General features: G+C 72.1%; 9 protein-coding genes. 4 read left to right on the top strand and 5 right to left on the bottom strand.

Annotated features, from left to right (window positions below):
* The first annotated feature begins 108 nt into the window (after positions 1-108).
* Both O7610_RS10965 and O7610_RS10960 read left to right on the top strand, forming a co-directional pair.
* A complete protein-coding gene (locus O7610_RS10965) occupies positions 109-2,250 on the top strand; it encodes an McrB family protein (protein ID WP_289213191.1) in 2,142 nt (713 codons plus the stop codon).
* Positions 2,247-3,506: an McrC family protein gene (locus tag O7610_RS10960; protein ID WP_289213190.1), complete on the top strand. Its 1,260-nt coding sequence runs from the start codon at positions 2,247-2,249 to the stop codon at positions 3,504-3,506. Before O7610_RS10965 ends, O7610_RS10960 begins: the two co-directional genes overlap by 4 nt.
* 66 nt (positions 3,507-3,572) lie before the next feature.
* Here O7610_RS10960 and O7610_RS10955 read toward each other — a convergent pair whose 3' ends face one another.
* Positions 3,573-5,897, bottom strand: a complete 2,325-nt coding sequence (locus O7610_RS10955; protein ID WP_289213189.1) for a hypothetical protein — start codon at positions 5,895-5,897, stop codon at positions 3,573-3,575.
* 5 nt (positions 5,898-5,902) lie between these two features.
* A complete protein-coding gene (locus O7610_RS10950; protein WP_502959085.1) occupies positions 5,903-6,169 on the bottom strand; it encodes a PadR family transcriptional regulator in 267 nt (88 codons plus the stop codon).
* A 73-nt stretch (positions 6,170-6,242) separates the two neighbouring features.
* On the opposite strand from O7610_RS10950, the gene O7610_RS10945 reads away from it, so the two are divergent.
* On the top strand, positions 6,243-7,136 hold the full coding sequence (locus O7610_RS10945) for an IS982 family transposase (protein WP_281553035.1): 894 nt from the start codon (positions 6,243-6,245) through the stop codon (positions 7,134-7,136).
* Positions 7,137-7,312: 176 nt separating this feature from the next.
* Here the strand turns inward: O7610_RS10945 and O7610_RS10940 are convergent, their stop codons facing one another.
* Genes O7610_RS10940 through O7610_RS10930 form a run of 3 tightly spaced genes read right to left on the bottom strand, consistent with a single transcriptional unit; the run spans position 7,313 to position 11,165 of the window.
* Positions 7,313-9,814 (bottom strand): M48 family metalloprotease, encoded by a 2,502-nt coding sequence (locus O7610_RS10940; protein WP_289213187.1) that lies wholly within the window; start codon positions 9,812-9,814, stop codon positions 7,313-7,315.
* The gene (locus O7610_RS10935) at positions 9,811-10,521 is read right to left on the bottom strand and encodes a hypothetical protein (protein WP_289213186.1); all 711 of its coding nucleotides are present in this window, start codon (positions 10,519-10,521) and stop codon (positions 9,811-9,813) included. Before O7610_RS10935 ends, O7610_RS10940 begins: the two co-directional genes overlap by 4 nt.
* Positions 10,518-11,165, bottom strand: coding sequence for a hypothetical protein (locus O7610_RS10930; RefSeq protein WP_289213185.1), 648 nt, complete (start codon positions 11,163-11,165; stop codon positions 10,518-10,520). The genes O7610_RS10935 and O7610_RS10930 overlap by 4 nt, the downstream gene beginning before the upstream one ends.
* 144 nt (positions 11,166-11,309) lie before the next feature.
* Between O7610_RS10930 and O7610_RS10925 the strand changes: the two genes are divergently transcribed.
* A complete protein-coding gene (locus O7610_RS10925; RefSeq protein ID WP_289213184.1) occupies positions 11,310-14,732 on the top strand; it encodes a hypothetical protein in 3,423 nt (1,140 codons plus the stop codon).
* Positions 14,733-14,886 lie beyond the last annotated feature (154 nt).

The following is a 14,886-nucleotide window of genomic DNA, read 5'->3' as shown; positions in this document are numbered from 1 at the left end:
CCGCCCGGGCGGATCATCGAAGCGGGCCTTGCCGCCAACGACTCGGCATTTACTCCCGGTCGTCCGGTCTGGACAGCTGAGTCGGCCGACCTGCTGGAGAAGTATTTCGTGCAGCGGCCGGACGCCGGCACCGGCAGTTTCACCAGGAAGCTGCGCGGGCAGCTCGACGGCGTACCGGCGACCGCGATCCAGCTGATGGCCGAGCTGATCTACCTGCATCTGCTGCTGCCCCGCGACCTGGGCGGGACCGTCAAACGCAAGGTGATCGGGGCTGCGTTGACGCTGCTGCCGGAACCGGTGCGGATCCCGGCCGATCTCGACGCGGTGCTCGACCACGGGCGGGTCAAAGCCGGCGTGGCCTACCTGACTCAGCGGGACCGGCAGATCGCCTGGCTGGTCCGGGTGCTCCAGGCGTGGAAGGCGTTGCCGCGCGACGAACAACGCCGCGCACTCGACGATCCGTGGAAGTTCCGCGAAATCCTCGACGGCGTGCCGATCAACGCCGCGTACAGCCAGCGGAACCTGCTGCTCAACCTGGCATTCCCGGATGTCTTCCCGGACATCGCGTCGAACAAGCACAAGAAGCTGATCGTCGCCGCCTTCACCCACCGGCTCACCACTCCGACCGGTGACGTCGAGCGTGACCTGGTGGCGATCCGTGACACCCTCAACGCCGAGTCACCCGACCAGCCGGTGCACTTCTACCACCCGCCATGGGCGGACCGCTGGCTGCCGTCAGCGGTGGCGGCCGCCACCACCGGACAACGTGGCTGGCTGGTCCGCAGTGCCCGGGTGCACGGCCGCAACCTGCTCGACGACTGGCTCGCCGACGGATTCTGCTCCATCGGCTTCACTGAACGGCTCGACGGTGAGATCGCCGGCTCCAGGGCCCAGATTGTCGAACAGCTGCGGCAAGCCGCACCGGACCTGACTCCGATGCAGCGGGCCATAATGGCCGGTGTCCTCGACCGGTTCCACAACCAGATGAGCGAAGGGGACATCGTTGTCGCCGGTGACCGGCGTGGCCTCTACATCGGCGAGGTGACCGGCCCGGTCACCCGGGTCGCGTCCACCGATGACCTGTCCAACCTGCGCCGTGCCGTGCGATGGGCCAACCCGACCGCGCCGGCCGACCGCGACGAACTGTCCGATGCCGCCCGCAGCAAACTCGCCGGGTATCTCAGCGTCGCAGGCCTCGGCGTACACACCGCCGAGTTCGCTGCCCTCGCCGGCATCGGCGAGGGCGACGACGCCGACGGCGGGTCCGCCGACCTCGACGGCGAGGACGTGGCCGACTTGGCCGACCTGGCGGCCGAGCTGCCGGAGCCGACCACTGCACTCGCCGAACGGCTGTTCATCGACCGGGAGTGGCTGGCCGAGACCGTCGACCTGCTGCGGGAGAAGAAACAGATCGTGTTGTACGGGCCGCCCGGCACCGGCAAGACGTACCTGGCACAGGAACTCGCCCGCTTCCTCACCGGCGAGGCCGACAACGCGTACCGGCTGGTGCAGTTCCACCCTTCGTACGCGTACGAGGACTTCTTCGAGGGCTACCGCCCCCGGCCGGCCGACGACGGCAACGGCGTCGGCTTCTCCCTCGAACCCGGTCCGTTCAAACAGCTCGTCGAGGACGCCCGCGCCGACCCGGCGCAGCCGTACATCCTGATCATCGACGAGATCAACCGCGCCAACCTGGCGAAGGTCTTCGGCGAGCTGTACTTCCTGCTCGAATACCGCGACCGCAACATCGCCCTGCAGTACTCGCCCGGCGACGACTTCGACCTGCCGCCGAACGTCTACCTGATCGGCACGATGAACACCGCCGACCGGTCGATCGCCCTGGTCGACGCGGCGATGCGCCGCCGGTTCTACTTCCAGTCGCTGTTCCCCGGCGAGCCGCCGCTGGTCGACATGCTGCGCCGCTGGCTCGACGACCAACAGTTGCCGGCCGACCGGGCCGACCTGCTCGACGAGCTGAACCGCCGGATCGGCGACCGCGACGCCGCTGTCGGCCCGTCGTACCTGATGACGTCACGGGCCGCCACCGCCGACGGTCTGGCCCGGATCTGGAAGACCGCGATCCTGCCGCTGCTGGAGGAGCGCCACGTCGGCGACGGCGTCGACGTGCGCGCCCGCTACGGCCTGGACGTGTTGTGGAAGGCGCTCGCAGCCGGCAGCACCTCGGCGGCGACCCTGACGGCGGTCGAGCCGCCGGAGCCGGTCGAGGAGACCGGGGACGAGCCCCAGTGAGGCTGCTCAGCCTGTGTGAACATCAGACCCGCGACTACGACCCGGTGCCGAAGGCCGTGGCCCGGGCGTTGGCCGCCACCGGCCTGGTCCGGGTTTCGGCCACCCTGGACGGTCGGCTGCGGCTGCGGGCCGGCTCCCGCGTCGGCGTGGTCCGCGTCCACACGGGCCGGCCGGGCGCGGGCCGGTCGGGCGCGGGTCAGGCCGGATCCGAGCCGGCCGTCGAGGTCCGGGTACGCCCGAAGCTGCCGATCGGTCGGCTGATGTGGCTGCTCGGGTACGCCGACGATCAGCGTGGCTGGCGCGACGAGCCGGTCGGGCTGGCCGAGGAGACCGACCTGGTGCCGGCCATGGCGGTCGCGTTCACCGCCGCCTGCTCGGCCGCGTTCGCCGCCGGGGTGCTGCAGGGCTACCAGGTACGTGAGGAGGCGTTGCCGGTGCTGCGGGGCCGGATCCGGGAGGCCGACCAGGTCCGGCGTCGACTCGGCTTCGCCCCGCCGCTGGAGGTCCGCTACGACGACTACACGGTCGACATCACCAAGAACCGGATCCTGCTGGCAGCTGCCCACCGGCTGCAGCGGCTGCCCGGCGTACCGGCAGTGACCCGGCACGCCCTGCACCGGATCGTCGCCGCGCTCGCCGACGTTACCCCGCTGCCGGCTGGGGCAGTGTCGCCGGTGACCCGGGTCGACCGGCTGACCGCCCGTTACCAGCCGGCGCTGCGGCTGGCCCGGCTGATCCTGGCCGGCAACAGCGTCGAACAGCCGCCAGGCCCGTTCGCCACCACCGGCTTCGTCTTCGACCTCAACGCGGTCTTCGAAAGCTGGCTCACCGCCATGCTGCGCGACAGCATCGAGTCCCGGTACGGCGGCCGGCTGCGCGCCCAGCACCAGTCGCACCTGGACACCGGGCGGCGGATCGGGCTGCGACCCGACATCACCTGGTGGGACGGGTCGTCGTGCCGGGCGGTGGTGGACGCCAAGTACAAGCCGACCGCGTGGGGCAAACCCGGTGAGACCGCCGGGCCGGGCCGTCCGCCGAACAGCGACGTCTACCAGATGCTGGCGTACTGCACGACGTACGGGCTGGCCCGGGGCCATCTGGTGTACGCCGCCGGCGGTCCGACGTCCGGCAGCTACCAGTTGGCCGGTTCGGGAATCCGGGTCGACGTACACCCGGTCGACCTGTCCGCGCCGATCGCCGAGATCCGTCAGCGGATTCACGCCCTCGGCACGGCCGTCGCCGAGCCGGCCGGATAGCCGCTTTGATCCACTTCGGCTGATCGACGCGACTCGCCGGGACGCGGTTCGACAGTGCGAAGTGGATCACGACACTGGTGACTCGGCGACAGCCGGCGGCGGCACCGGCACCACCGACCGGGCCGGATACGTTCCCCACGGTTCGACCAGGTACGGCGTGAGAAAGGCCAGCAGCAGACCGAGCGCGACCCCACCGGGCAGATAGCCGATCGGGTCGTAGCTCTGCTGGTACTCCAGCCAGGGAATCAGTTGGCCGAACCCGAACGCGAGGATCATGCCGCAGATCAGGGCCACGTATCCAGCGGTCAGCAGCGTCACGCCGAGCCCGATGCCACCGCCGACGCGGCGCACGACAGCGAGGCGGCGTACGGAACCGACGTTGTGACGGTCGTTGCCGGCAGGCCGGGGCGCTCGGCCCGCTTTCGTAGCGCGGCCCGCCTCAGGTGTGCGACGTGTTCGTGGAGCGCGGATCGTTGCGATGGTCAGCGCGGCGGCCGGCACTGCCAGCGCCGGCGCGACGGCCAGCAGGGGATAGCTGACCGGCGACGCCGTCGTGGCGCCGCTGAACACCGCCGTACTGAACACCGCCGTACCGAACACGGCCGCGCCGGCACCGACCGTGAGCGACCAGGCCGCCGCGGTGGTCTCGGGCAGCGTCCTGATCGACGTCCGTGCCGAGGACGCGGTCACTGCGGCACTGGCGACGATCGCCAGTACGGTCGACAGGCCGATGGTCACGGCGAGGGCGACCGGTGGGACCGGCGGTCCGTCGCTGAGGAAGACGCCGTAGAGGTAGCTGCCGGGGACCAGGAACGCGGCCAGCACGGCGAGCCGCGCGATCAGCAACCTGTCGCGTTCCGGGGTGCGTCGACGGGTGGGGGCGAGGTGATCGGTCGCCCACCATGCCGCGATCGTGAGTAGTAGCGCCCCGGCGGCCAGCCAGGGCAGCGCGACCGGGGTGTGCCAACCGGACCGGATCACCCCGACGGTGGCGGCGAGCAGCACGACCGGGCTGGCCAGCGCGGGCAGCAGCGACGCGCGACGGTACGCGGCGGCGGCCGCCAGACACACCGCGACGCAGCAGATGGCGTACATCTGCAGGTCCTGCATCCAGACCCGGCCGGTCGAGGTGTCCCATTCGGCCCAGCCGGCCGGCACCGCGTCGGTGTGCGGCCACGGCGTCTGCAGTCCGATGTCCGGGGTCAGGTACGCGAGCGTGACCGCCCAGCCGATCGCCGCGCCCGCCGCGCCGCCCCAGGCGAGGAGCTCCCGCCAGGATCGGCGTAGCGGTACGGGCTCCGGCTGACCGGGAACGACCTCCGGCCAGATCGGGTCGGGCCGGCCCGCCGGGATCCGGACGGCCACCCAGCGTGCCACGGCGAAACAGAACCCGTTCGTGGCGAGGGTGGCGACCGCGACGACCGGTGTGGGCAGCGTCGTCCACCAACCGTACGGGGTGAACAGGTAGGCGACGATCAGTCCGCCACCGATGACCGGCACCGTCGCCACCAGCAGGCGTGGGGCCGGGGTCGGCCGTGGTCGCGGCGGCGTCGGCGGTCGTGGCCGGACCGCCCGCACCGTGTACGCCAGGGACAGCGCGACGGCGCCGAGCAGGATCCCCGGCGGGATCGGCAACGGTGTCTGCGCTCCGGCCGGCCCGGCGACGAGCACGGTCGCGGTCAGTGTGATGGCGGCGGTGCCCGGTACGGCGGCGGCGAGCGCCCACCGGGTGGCGCGGCAGGCGAGGGCCGCCACCACGACGGTCAACGGGAGCAGCGTACCGGCGACGACTGCTGTGCCCACGTCGGTGCCCGCCGGACCGGTGCCGGCGGCAGTAACCGTCGGTCCGGTGAGGGTGATCGCCAGGTGGCGTACGGCCGATCCGGCGACAACCAGCCCGGTCAGCACCGGGATCGTCGCGGCGACGCACCACGGCCAGCTGACCGGCGCTCCGCGCCGTCGGCGCATCCGGTCGGCGAGCAGTACGCCGCAGCCGATCCCGGCGACGACGTGCCCGGTGCGGCTCAGCAGGGTCAGGGCCGCCGGCGGGTGGTCGCCGGTGCTGGCCGCCATCCATAGTGGTCCGTTGGCGAGGATCGCCAGGACGGCCGCCGCCAGCGGGGCGAGGAACAGGGCGACGACGTGCCGGGCGGTCCACTCCACGTGGTCGACCGGGACCGTGCCGATGGCACCGATCGAGGATCGCCTGGCACAGGCGAGACTGGTCGCGAACCGGACCTGCCGCCAGACCCGTACCGGCGCGGGAACGCCTGGCTCGTTATGGAGCGTGTGCGCCTCGGCAAGCCATTCGCGGATCAGTTCGGCGCGGTCGGCGGCCGGCCAGCGGCGGGCCGCCACGGTGAACAGTTGGTGGACCAGCCAGCTCAGCATGGCGGTCAGGTGGTTTCCGGAGTGACGGTGCCGAGTCGGCCGGTGGCCGGGTCGGCGTGCCCGGGTGCGTGCGGGCGCAGCGTGGCGTAGAGCGCGGCCAGCTCGGTGCGGGCGGCGACCAGGCCGTCCGGGGTGAGCTGGTAGTAGCGCCGGGCCGGGCGGCCTTCGGCCACCGGGTCGATCTGCTCCCACTGCGCGTGCACCCAGCCGGCGGCCAGGAGCCGGTTGAGGATCGGGTAGAGGGTGCCGCTGGGCTGCCCGGTGGCCCGCATCAGCTCTAGACGAGTAGTTCCGAAGTCAGGGGTCGATGTCCGGGCATGAGGAGAGGGCATCCAAGATCATGTTGTGACGCAAGACCTGGACACCCTCTTGACCGCACTGTACGTGAAGATCGACGACAGCATCCGCACGCCCCGGTGGCGCGGCAGACCACCACTGCTGACCGACTCCGAACTGGTCTGCCTGGCCGTGGCACAGGTCCTGCTCGGCGCCCGTTCCGAAGCCCACTGGATCCGCTACGCCCGGGTCCACCTGGCCGGCATGTTCCCCTACCTACCGCAGCGGCCCGGCTACAACAAACGGCTCCGCGCCGCCCTCCCGCTGATCAAGAAGACGATCCGGAACCTGGCCCGCGACAGCGACTTCTGGTTCGACAACCACTGGATCGTCGACTCCACCCCGGTGCCGTGCGGCATGTCCCGCCCCACCGTGCAACGTTCGGACCTGGCCGGCTGGGCCGGATACGGCTACTGCGCCTCCCACTCCCGGTTCTTCTGGGGACTGCGCCTGTACCTGGTCTGCACCCCGACCGGGATGCCGATCCTGTGGGCCCTGGCGAACCCGAAGATCGGCGAGCGGGAGGTCCTCGCCGCGATGCTGGAGGTCGAGGCCGGTGTCGTCGCAGAACACGACGGCATCCTGTTGATCAGCGACAAGGGCTTCGCGTCCGGACCACTCGAGCGGGAACTCGCCGACCAGGGCATCACCCTGCTACGCCCGTCACGCAAGCGGGAGAAGGCCCGCTACGGCGAACCGATGCTCAAGAAGGTCCGGCAGCTGATCGAGTCGGTCAACGACACCCTCAAGGGCCAGCTTGATCTTGAGGAACACGGTGGGCGGACCTTCGTCGGCGTCGCCGTACGGGTGGCCCAGCGACTCCTCGCGATGGCCGCCGCGATCTGGCACAACAACAAGACCGGCGCACCCGTCACCCGGTCCCTGATCGCCTACGACCACTGACGGGACTTCGGAACAACTCGTCTAGGCCGTAGCGGCCGGTGCCGGGGTCGTCGAGCAGTGCCGCCAACACCCGGGCCACCCCGGTGGTGATCTGGACCGGTCGCGTCATACCCGGCAGCATACTCGGACATCTACATAGGGATCCAGCTCGGCCAGGAGACAGAGGTGCCGTTGGCTCAGGTGGCCAGCCGCACCAGCAGCCAAGCGCCGACCGCCAGCGGAGCCAGCAACAGTGTGACGAGGATGGTGCCGTAGAGTGCTCGGACCGGCCGGCTGGCTACCGGCCTGGCGTCCGCTGGGTCGTCCTCGGGCATGGTGCGTCGTTTGCGGAGCGCACCGACCGCCGCAGCGAGCCCGGTCGCGAGCAGCGCGCCGACGCAGCCGAGCAGGATGGCCCACGGTGCCCCGAACATCGTGGTGACCATGATGCTTCGCCCGATGATCGGCAGACACTCGACCGACCGACCGGTACCGCAGATGCCCGCGATGATCGGCACCGCTGACAGGAGCACCCCGCCGGAGGTCGTCAGCGTCGCGGCCAGCAACGCCAGCGGGAACCGCCCGACGGATCCGACCACCAAGCCGGCGACCAGCGCGGTCACCGCAGCGGAGCCGGCGATCAGGTAGCCGGTGACCAGCTGCAGGTAGGTGCCGGCACCGACGATGTTCACCCCGTCCGCTGGGCCGCCTCGTGCCCGGACCAACAGGGCCAGCAGCGTCGCGGCGGCCAGGAACGCCGCCGTGCCGCCGATGCCGGTCCAGACGGCCCGTGCGAGCCGTGGCCGGCGTGGCCGCGCCGGCCGGGCACCCGAGGCACCCAGCCCGGCGGTCTGCCACCAGCGGGGCGTGTCGGCCGGCGGGCGCAGCAACGCCAGGACGGTGACCGCCACGCTCGGTGCCGCCAGCAGCAGCGCCGAACCCGGAATCGCCGCGATCGCCACCATCGGCAGGGACGCTCGCATCGCCCACGACCGTGCCGGCGGCGACCACTCGGCGGTCCAGGCCAGGTCGGGGTTGACAATTAGGAAATCGACGACGGTTGCCATCAGCGGGCTGTCGTGCATGCCGGACCACGACACGTGGTACGGGTAGAGCGCGATCGCCGCTACCAGCGTCGTCAGCAGCACTCCCCACCGTGGCGTCCGGTCGACCATGCCGGTGAACACCTGCGCGGCCTGTCGTACCCACAGCACGACGACCAGCATCATGCCGACCAGCGCACCCGCCGAGATCCAGCGCGCCCATCCGGTGGCACCGACGGAGTCGAACAAACCCCAGCTGCCCACGCTGCCGTGGTAGATAGCGAACGGCTCCCCGGCCAGGACCCCGGCGGCCAGGGCGCAGGCCAGCACCGGCGGCGCCAGCCACGGTCGTCGGACTCCGGACAGCAGCTGCTGGCGCAGCACGGCATGCCAGCCGATCACGGCGGCGATCCCGGCCAGTAGCAACGCGCCTGTGAAGTGGGTGAGCAGACTCAGCGTCGGATAGGCCAGGAAGAACGCAGTGGAATCACCGGAGAACACGAGGGCGAGTTGCACCAGCATCTCGTTGTAGCTGGACTGCAGCAGCGCGACGGCGAAACTGACGCAGACGGCCACGACGAGGCCGGTGGCCGGCAGCCGGGTCGGATCCAGCAGCAACTGGGCCCGCTGCCGGGCGGGTGGATGGCTGCTCAGCCACCACCACCGGGACTGGCGCTGCTGCTCCTCCTCCATCAACTTTCGCAAGGGGGTCGGGTCGCCGATTGCGGCCGATGCAATGTCGGCGTGCGTCTCGCGTATCCGCAGGATCGACTGACTGCTCAGCATTATCACCATCAGTACAGCGATAGACAGGAATCGCTCTAGCAGTGGGGTGTCCGGATGCATGGGGGCCGGCCACCACCCGTCGGCGTCGCCGAATCCGATCGGCAGCAGCCGGAACACCAGGTACGGGGCGACGGCGAGCAGCAGGAACGACCACCAGGTGGTCTGGGTGAGGTAGGTGTAGCGGATGTCGCGGTTGCGCAGGTGCGCCAGCTCGTGCAGCACCACGGCGTCGAACCGGCCGCGTCGAGCCGGATCGGTGAAGTCCCCGACCACGGCCGGATGCAGCGCTATTCGGCAGTGTCGCTGGGTGCCGAACGCGTGTGCCTGGTCCCGGGCGTACGGGTCCAGCCAGAAGGTCGGTGCCCGAGTCAGGCCGGCGCGGGTGACCAGCGTGTCGAGGTGGGCGACGAGCCCTTCCGGTGCCTCGGGCCCGAGTGGACGCAGTCCGCGTCGTCGGATCCGCCACCGGGGCAGAGCCAGGTAGCCGGCGACGGCGGCGGCTGCTACGACGACGATCCCGACCATCGCCCAGCTCGACGCGGCGGCGGCGTCGTCACGCAGGCATCCGGCGATTCGTTCCATGATCGGCCGGTACGCCGGCAGCGGCTCCGCGATCTGCCAGACGTTGCCGAGCTGCGTCAACTCTGCTGAGCAACCCTGATACGGGCTGTCCGGACCGAGGCGGTCCAACCACAGTCTGGTGTAAATGATGCTGGTGGTGGCGAGCACCATGCCGGCCAGGACGGCGTAGCGGACCGACGTGTCCGAGGGCAGGAGCGCGGCGCCGCTGAGCAGGGCCCGCAGCCGTCGTCGATCCGGATCGGCACCGTCCTGCGGCCCGGCCGACGGCGGTGACGCCGTGATGCTCACGTGCCGGTCGCCTTGCGGTACGCGGCCTCGGTCGCCGTACCAGCCAGCTTCGCGTCACCCGGCATCGGTCCGGTGTGGAAGACGACGATGAGCAGGTCGGCGACGCGGATGGCGTAGTGGTGAAGGACGACGAGCGGTTGCTGGTTGAGGGACACGGTGAACTTCAGCCCCACCTGTTCGTCGCCGACCGGTGGTGGGTCGGCGGTGGTGACCGATACTTCTGTCGAGAGGCCGCCGTACTCGGCCGGGAAGGTGCCGCACACGGCCGGCACCTCGGCCAGCTCGGCCATCGCTGCTCGGGCGTCGTCCACAGTAAGCATCTGCTGGAGCGATTCGCTGACGAAGGTGCCGGACTCGCCGGCGAAGTCGGCCCGGGCCTCGGCGGCGGGCTCGGTGGATCCGCCCATCGCCTGGCAGCCGGTGTCCAGGCCGCCGCTGGCGTCGTCAAGATCGGTGGTCGGGTTGAGACCGTCCGGCAGGTCGGCTGTGGTGAGCAGCAACGACTGCAGTTGCGGATCGCCGGATCCGGCACCAGCGCTGGTGCCGGATCCGGGGGTCGGCCCGGTGTCCGGTGTCCGGTCCTGGTCGGCGGTGCAGCCGACGAGGAGGGCAAGCATGGTCGCGGTGGTGACGAGACATGCGGTGAGTCGGCTGCTGCCGGACGGCACCATCCGGCCGGTCATCTCGTCGGTGGCCCGGGTGATCACTGCTGTCCCTGCGGGGTGTGGGAGCCGGCCGGGTCGGCAGGCGTCGTCGGCGTGGTGTCCGTCGGTAGCGGGACGGTGAGCAGGGCGAGCACCATCGCGTCAGCGAGCCGCTCAGCCTTGTTCGCGTCGATCTTGGCCTGAGCGAGCCGGGCCAGCACGATTCGTCGGGCTTCGGCGGCGTCTGCCTGACGCAGGGCGAACGCCACTTCCCGGTCCGTACGGGTGTCGGTGGGCGTGGCGGCCCTGCGGCGGAAAAGCCGCCGCAGCCAGCTTCGGAACCGCTCGAATCCGCTGCTGGTGGCCTTCCCGATCAGCTCGCCGACCATCTTGTCGGCCACCCAGATCACGATGCCGATCATTAGAACGTCGTCGAGTGGTGGCATCCCGAAGCCGAGTGGGTCCTTCCGGCGTCGCCGCCGGGACATCACCCGCTGCGGATCGGAAAGGTAGACGTCTGCCAGCGAAGGGAACAGTTGTTCCTGTTCTGGTGCGACCTCGGCGATCGTGCGGCCGGCGAGGTAGCGGACCAGTTCGGGATGTGTGCTGCGGCGCTGCGGCGCTCGCGAACGGACTACCGCTATCGCGATGGCCACGGCTGCCACGGCGGCCAAGATGATCAATGCGCCGGTGACGATTTCGTCCATACGTCAACTGTATGCATGGCGCGTCAACCGACGAACGCGAACAGTTTTCGTCAGTGACCTGATCCGACAAGATGATGGAATTTCCACGAAGCTTGGTCGATGTCCAGAAGAAATGCGGTTGCTGGCGGCTGAGACGATCATGCGGTGCCGAACCCCACCGCCGAACTGCTCGCCGCCCTCGACCCGCTGACCCACCACGCCCGGATGTCCGCCCTGGCCGGGCACGCCCGCCGGCTGGCCGCCACCGGAGACCTGCCCGCCGTACTCGCCGACCTGACCGGCGGCGACGCCCACCAGCGGTTCCTCGGGCTCACCATGGCGGTGATCGTCGGCGACCAGACGACGGTGCGGGCCGGATTCAGCGACCCGGACCGCCGGCTGCGGGCGGTCGCGGTCACCGCGTACCTGCGCTCCGGCTGGGCCGACCCCGACGAGGTGGCGGCGCTGCTGCACGATGCCCCGGCCGACCTGCGGCGCACCGCGTACCGGACGCTGCGCGCGGCCCGCCGCGCCGACCTCGCCGACGCGCTGATCGACCCGGTCCGCGCCCGGTTCGGTGACGGCGAAGCCGCGGTCCTGCTGCCCGCCTGCGGCCCGGAGACCGTCGCCCGGCTGCTGCCACCGCTGTCGTACGCCGTCGCCAACGGCATCGCGCTGGCCCGCCGGCACCCCACCGTGCTGCTCGACTTCGCGCAGACGCAACTCGCCGCCCGGTCCCGCGCCGCCCGCGACACCTGGTGGTCCGAGTGGGGCCGCGCCGTGCTGCACACCGCGCAGCAGCATCCGACGCGGGTGTTCGACCTGCTGGAGCGGTACGCCCCGACGACCAGCCTGCCCGGCGCGACGACCGCGTACGGCGTACTGACCGGCGCGGATCCGGCGCGGACCCTGCGGCTGCTCACCGCCCCGGCCCGGGCCGGCTGGCTGCGCCGCCAGCAGCTGCCGTCCGGCCTGCTGTACCGGCTGCGCGACGCCGACCTGACCGACCTGGTGCCGCTCGGGGTACGGCTGCGCGGCACCGACCGTGCCTTCGCCCGGCTGCTCGCCGCGCTGGCCCCGGCCCGTCGGGGCGAGCTGTACGACGCGGTGACGGCCGACGTGGACACCGCCGACGTGCTGCTGTCGGAGCAACTGTTGACCGTGCTGCCCCGCCACTGGCAGCACCGGGAGGTCCGCCGGATACTCGACCTGGACCGGGTCCGGGCCAGCGAGGACTGGACGCTGACGTACACCGCGTTCCTGCCCTGGGCCGAGGCGGAGTCGGCGCTGGTCGCGGCGGCCCGGCGCGCGGACGCCACCGCCCGGGGCACCGGCTACGCGCTGCTGCTGGCCGCCGCCGGCCGCAGCGGCGACCCGGCGGCCGTCGCCGCCGTCGTCGAGCAGCTGCGCCGGCTGCGCAACGACCAGGACCCGGTACGGGCCCGCGCGTTCACCGCGTTGTCGCAGGTCGTCGGCCTGCTCACCCCGGCGACGGTGCCGGCGCTGACCGACGTCGTCACCCAGGCGGTGGCCGCCCGGGACACCTCGTCGGCCAGTCTGACCGCGATCGGCGGGCTGGCCGGGCAGGTGCTGCGCCGGCATACGGCCGACCCGGCGCTGGTCGGCTGGGCGATGCAGACCTTCGACACGCTGTACGACGGCCGGCAGGTGCCGTTCCTCGGCCGGCTCGACCAGGTGCTGCGCCGGGGCCAGGAGCACGACCTGTTCACCCGGATCGCACCGTGGATCGAGGGCGCGGCGGCCCGGGACCGGTTCGAGCCGCTGTTCGCCGTCGCCTGGTCGCTCGGCCGGCGCGCCTGGCGGCTGCCGCACCTGCAGCGGCTGCTGCGCCGGGCGATCCGCCCCGGCGTGGTGTCGTCGGTGTTCCGCCGGGCGGTGACGCTGTGGCTGGCCGACCCGGCGACCCGGGCCGACCGGGTCGGCGAGGTGCTCGCCGTCGATGTGTCCACGGTGGAGGTCAACGAGGTGTGGCAGGCGATCTGCACCCGCCGCACCGACCTGCTCGACGAGGTGTTCACCACGCCGCCCGGTAAGCGGACCGGCAAGTTCCTCTCCGCCGGTGCCCGCTGGGTGCCCGGCCCCGCGCACCGGGTCGCCCGGTGGCTGCCCCGCCACCAGCAGGCGTACGCCGACCTGCTGGCGTCGATCGCCGCCGACCGGAGCATGGCCAAACACCATCGGGTACGGGCGATCAGCTGCGCTGCCCCGGTGCCCGGTGCCGGCTGGGCGGTCGTCGCCCGGTACCTCGACGCGGCGGACGTCACCCTGGCCGAGGCGGCGCTGGCCGCGCTGGCCTGGACCGACCGGCCGGACGAGGCGCTGCCGGTGCTGCTGCGGCACGTAGACGACGACCGGGCCCGGGTCGCCGTCTACGCGGCCGGCCGTACCGCCCGGCTCGTCGCACCGTCGACACTGGTCGCCATGTTGACCGACGTCGCCCTCGGCGCCGGCAAGGTGACCAGCCGCAAGCAGGCGCTGCGGCTGCTCGCCCGGTTCGGCCCGCCGGAGGCGTTCGACGTGGTCACCGCGGCGTACCAGCGGGTGGACCAGCACCCCGACGTGCGGGCCGCCGCGGTCGCCGCCGCCCGGCAGCGGCCCGACGTGCCGGCCAGCTGGACGATCCTGGCCGGAGCGGCTGGTGTCGGCCGGCCCGATTCGGCGGCGCCGTCGCGGGCTGAGGTGTCGGCGCTGCTGGACGCACCGCCGTCGACCATCGCCGAGCCGGACCGCCCCCGGTACGCCGCCCTGGTCGTGGCCGCCACCAGCAACCCGGACCCGGAAGCGGCCCGGCTGGCCTGGGCGGCGTTGCCGGCCTGGGCCCGCTGGGCGCCCGAGCTGACCGAATTGACCGTCGCCGCCCTGACCGACCTGGACGACCCGCACCGGTGGGCGTCGGCGATGCGGGTGGTGATCCGGCTGCTCGACGAATCGGCGGCGGCAGTGGCAGTGGCGGCTGACGGGTCACCGCCGGCGGTCGACCGGTCGCCGCTGGTGGCCGCGGTGGCCGCGCTGGCCCGGCTGGACCGGGCCGACGACCGGCCGGGTGACCCGGCGTGGGACCGGCCGGCCCACCGCCGCCTCGACCGGGTCGTCGACGCGGCGGTGCGCTGGTGCCGCGACGCCGACCCGGAAACCGACCGGACGGCGGTGCGGGCCGCCGCGCGTACCCTCGCCGGTTTTGCCGATTTGACCCCGCAGGCGGCTCGGCTGCTCACCCACCTGGTGCCGCTGGCCGCACCGACCGCGACCCCGGTCGCGGCCGAGTTGACCGCGCTCGCCGACCTGGTCGCCGACCGTCCGGTGCTGGCTGGCCGGCTCGCCGAGACGCTGACCGACCAGGTCCGCCGCGCCGAGGGCAGCTGGGAGCCGGCGGTGCTGGTCGCCGTCGTCGGGGCGCTCGCTGAGCGGGGCGACCTGGCCGGCGGGCTGTTCGCGGTGGCGCTGGTCCGCGCCGGTGACCGGTACGGCTGGTCGCCGCCGTGGCGGTCGCCGCTGCACCGGCTGCGCCGCCACCCGGTGCCCGACGTCCGGTCGGCGGCCCTCGACATCGCGATGGCGTCCGGCTGAGCCCGACCGGGCGTTGACCTTGCGCGACCACCTCATCATGATCAGCGAACCGGCAGGTCGGTGTCGGTGTGATCGGAGAGGCGGTAGGCGCGCGTGCGACGAACGGGACGATCACGGCCGTACGGAGGTATCGGGTCGGGCCGGTGGGTCCGGG

Origin of the sequence: Solwaraspora sp. WMMA2065 (assembly GCF_030345075.1) — a bacterium.
GTDB lineage: Bacteria > Actinomycetota > Actinomycetes > Mycobacteriales > Micromonosporaceae > Micromonospora_E.
The sequence above is the reverse complement of the archived record's forward strand: the minus strand, read 5'-3'. Positions and strand labels throughout refer to the sequence as shown.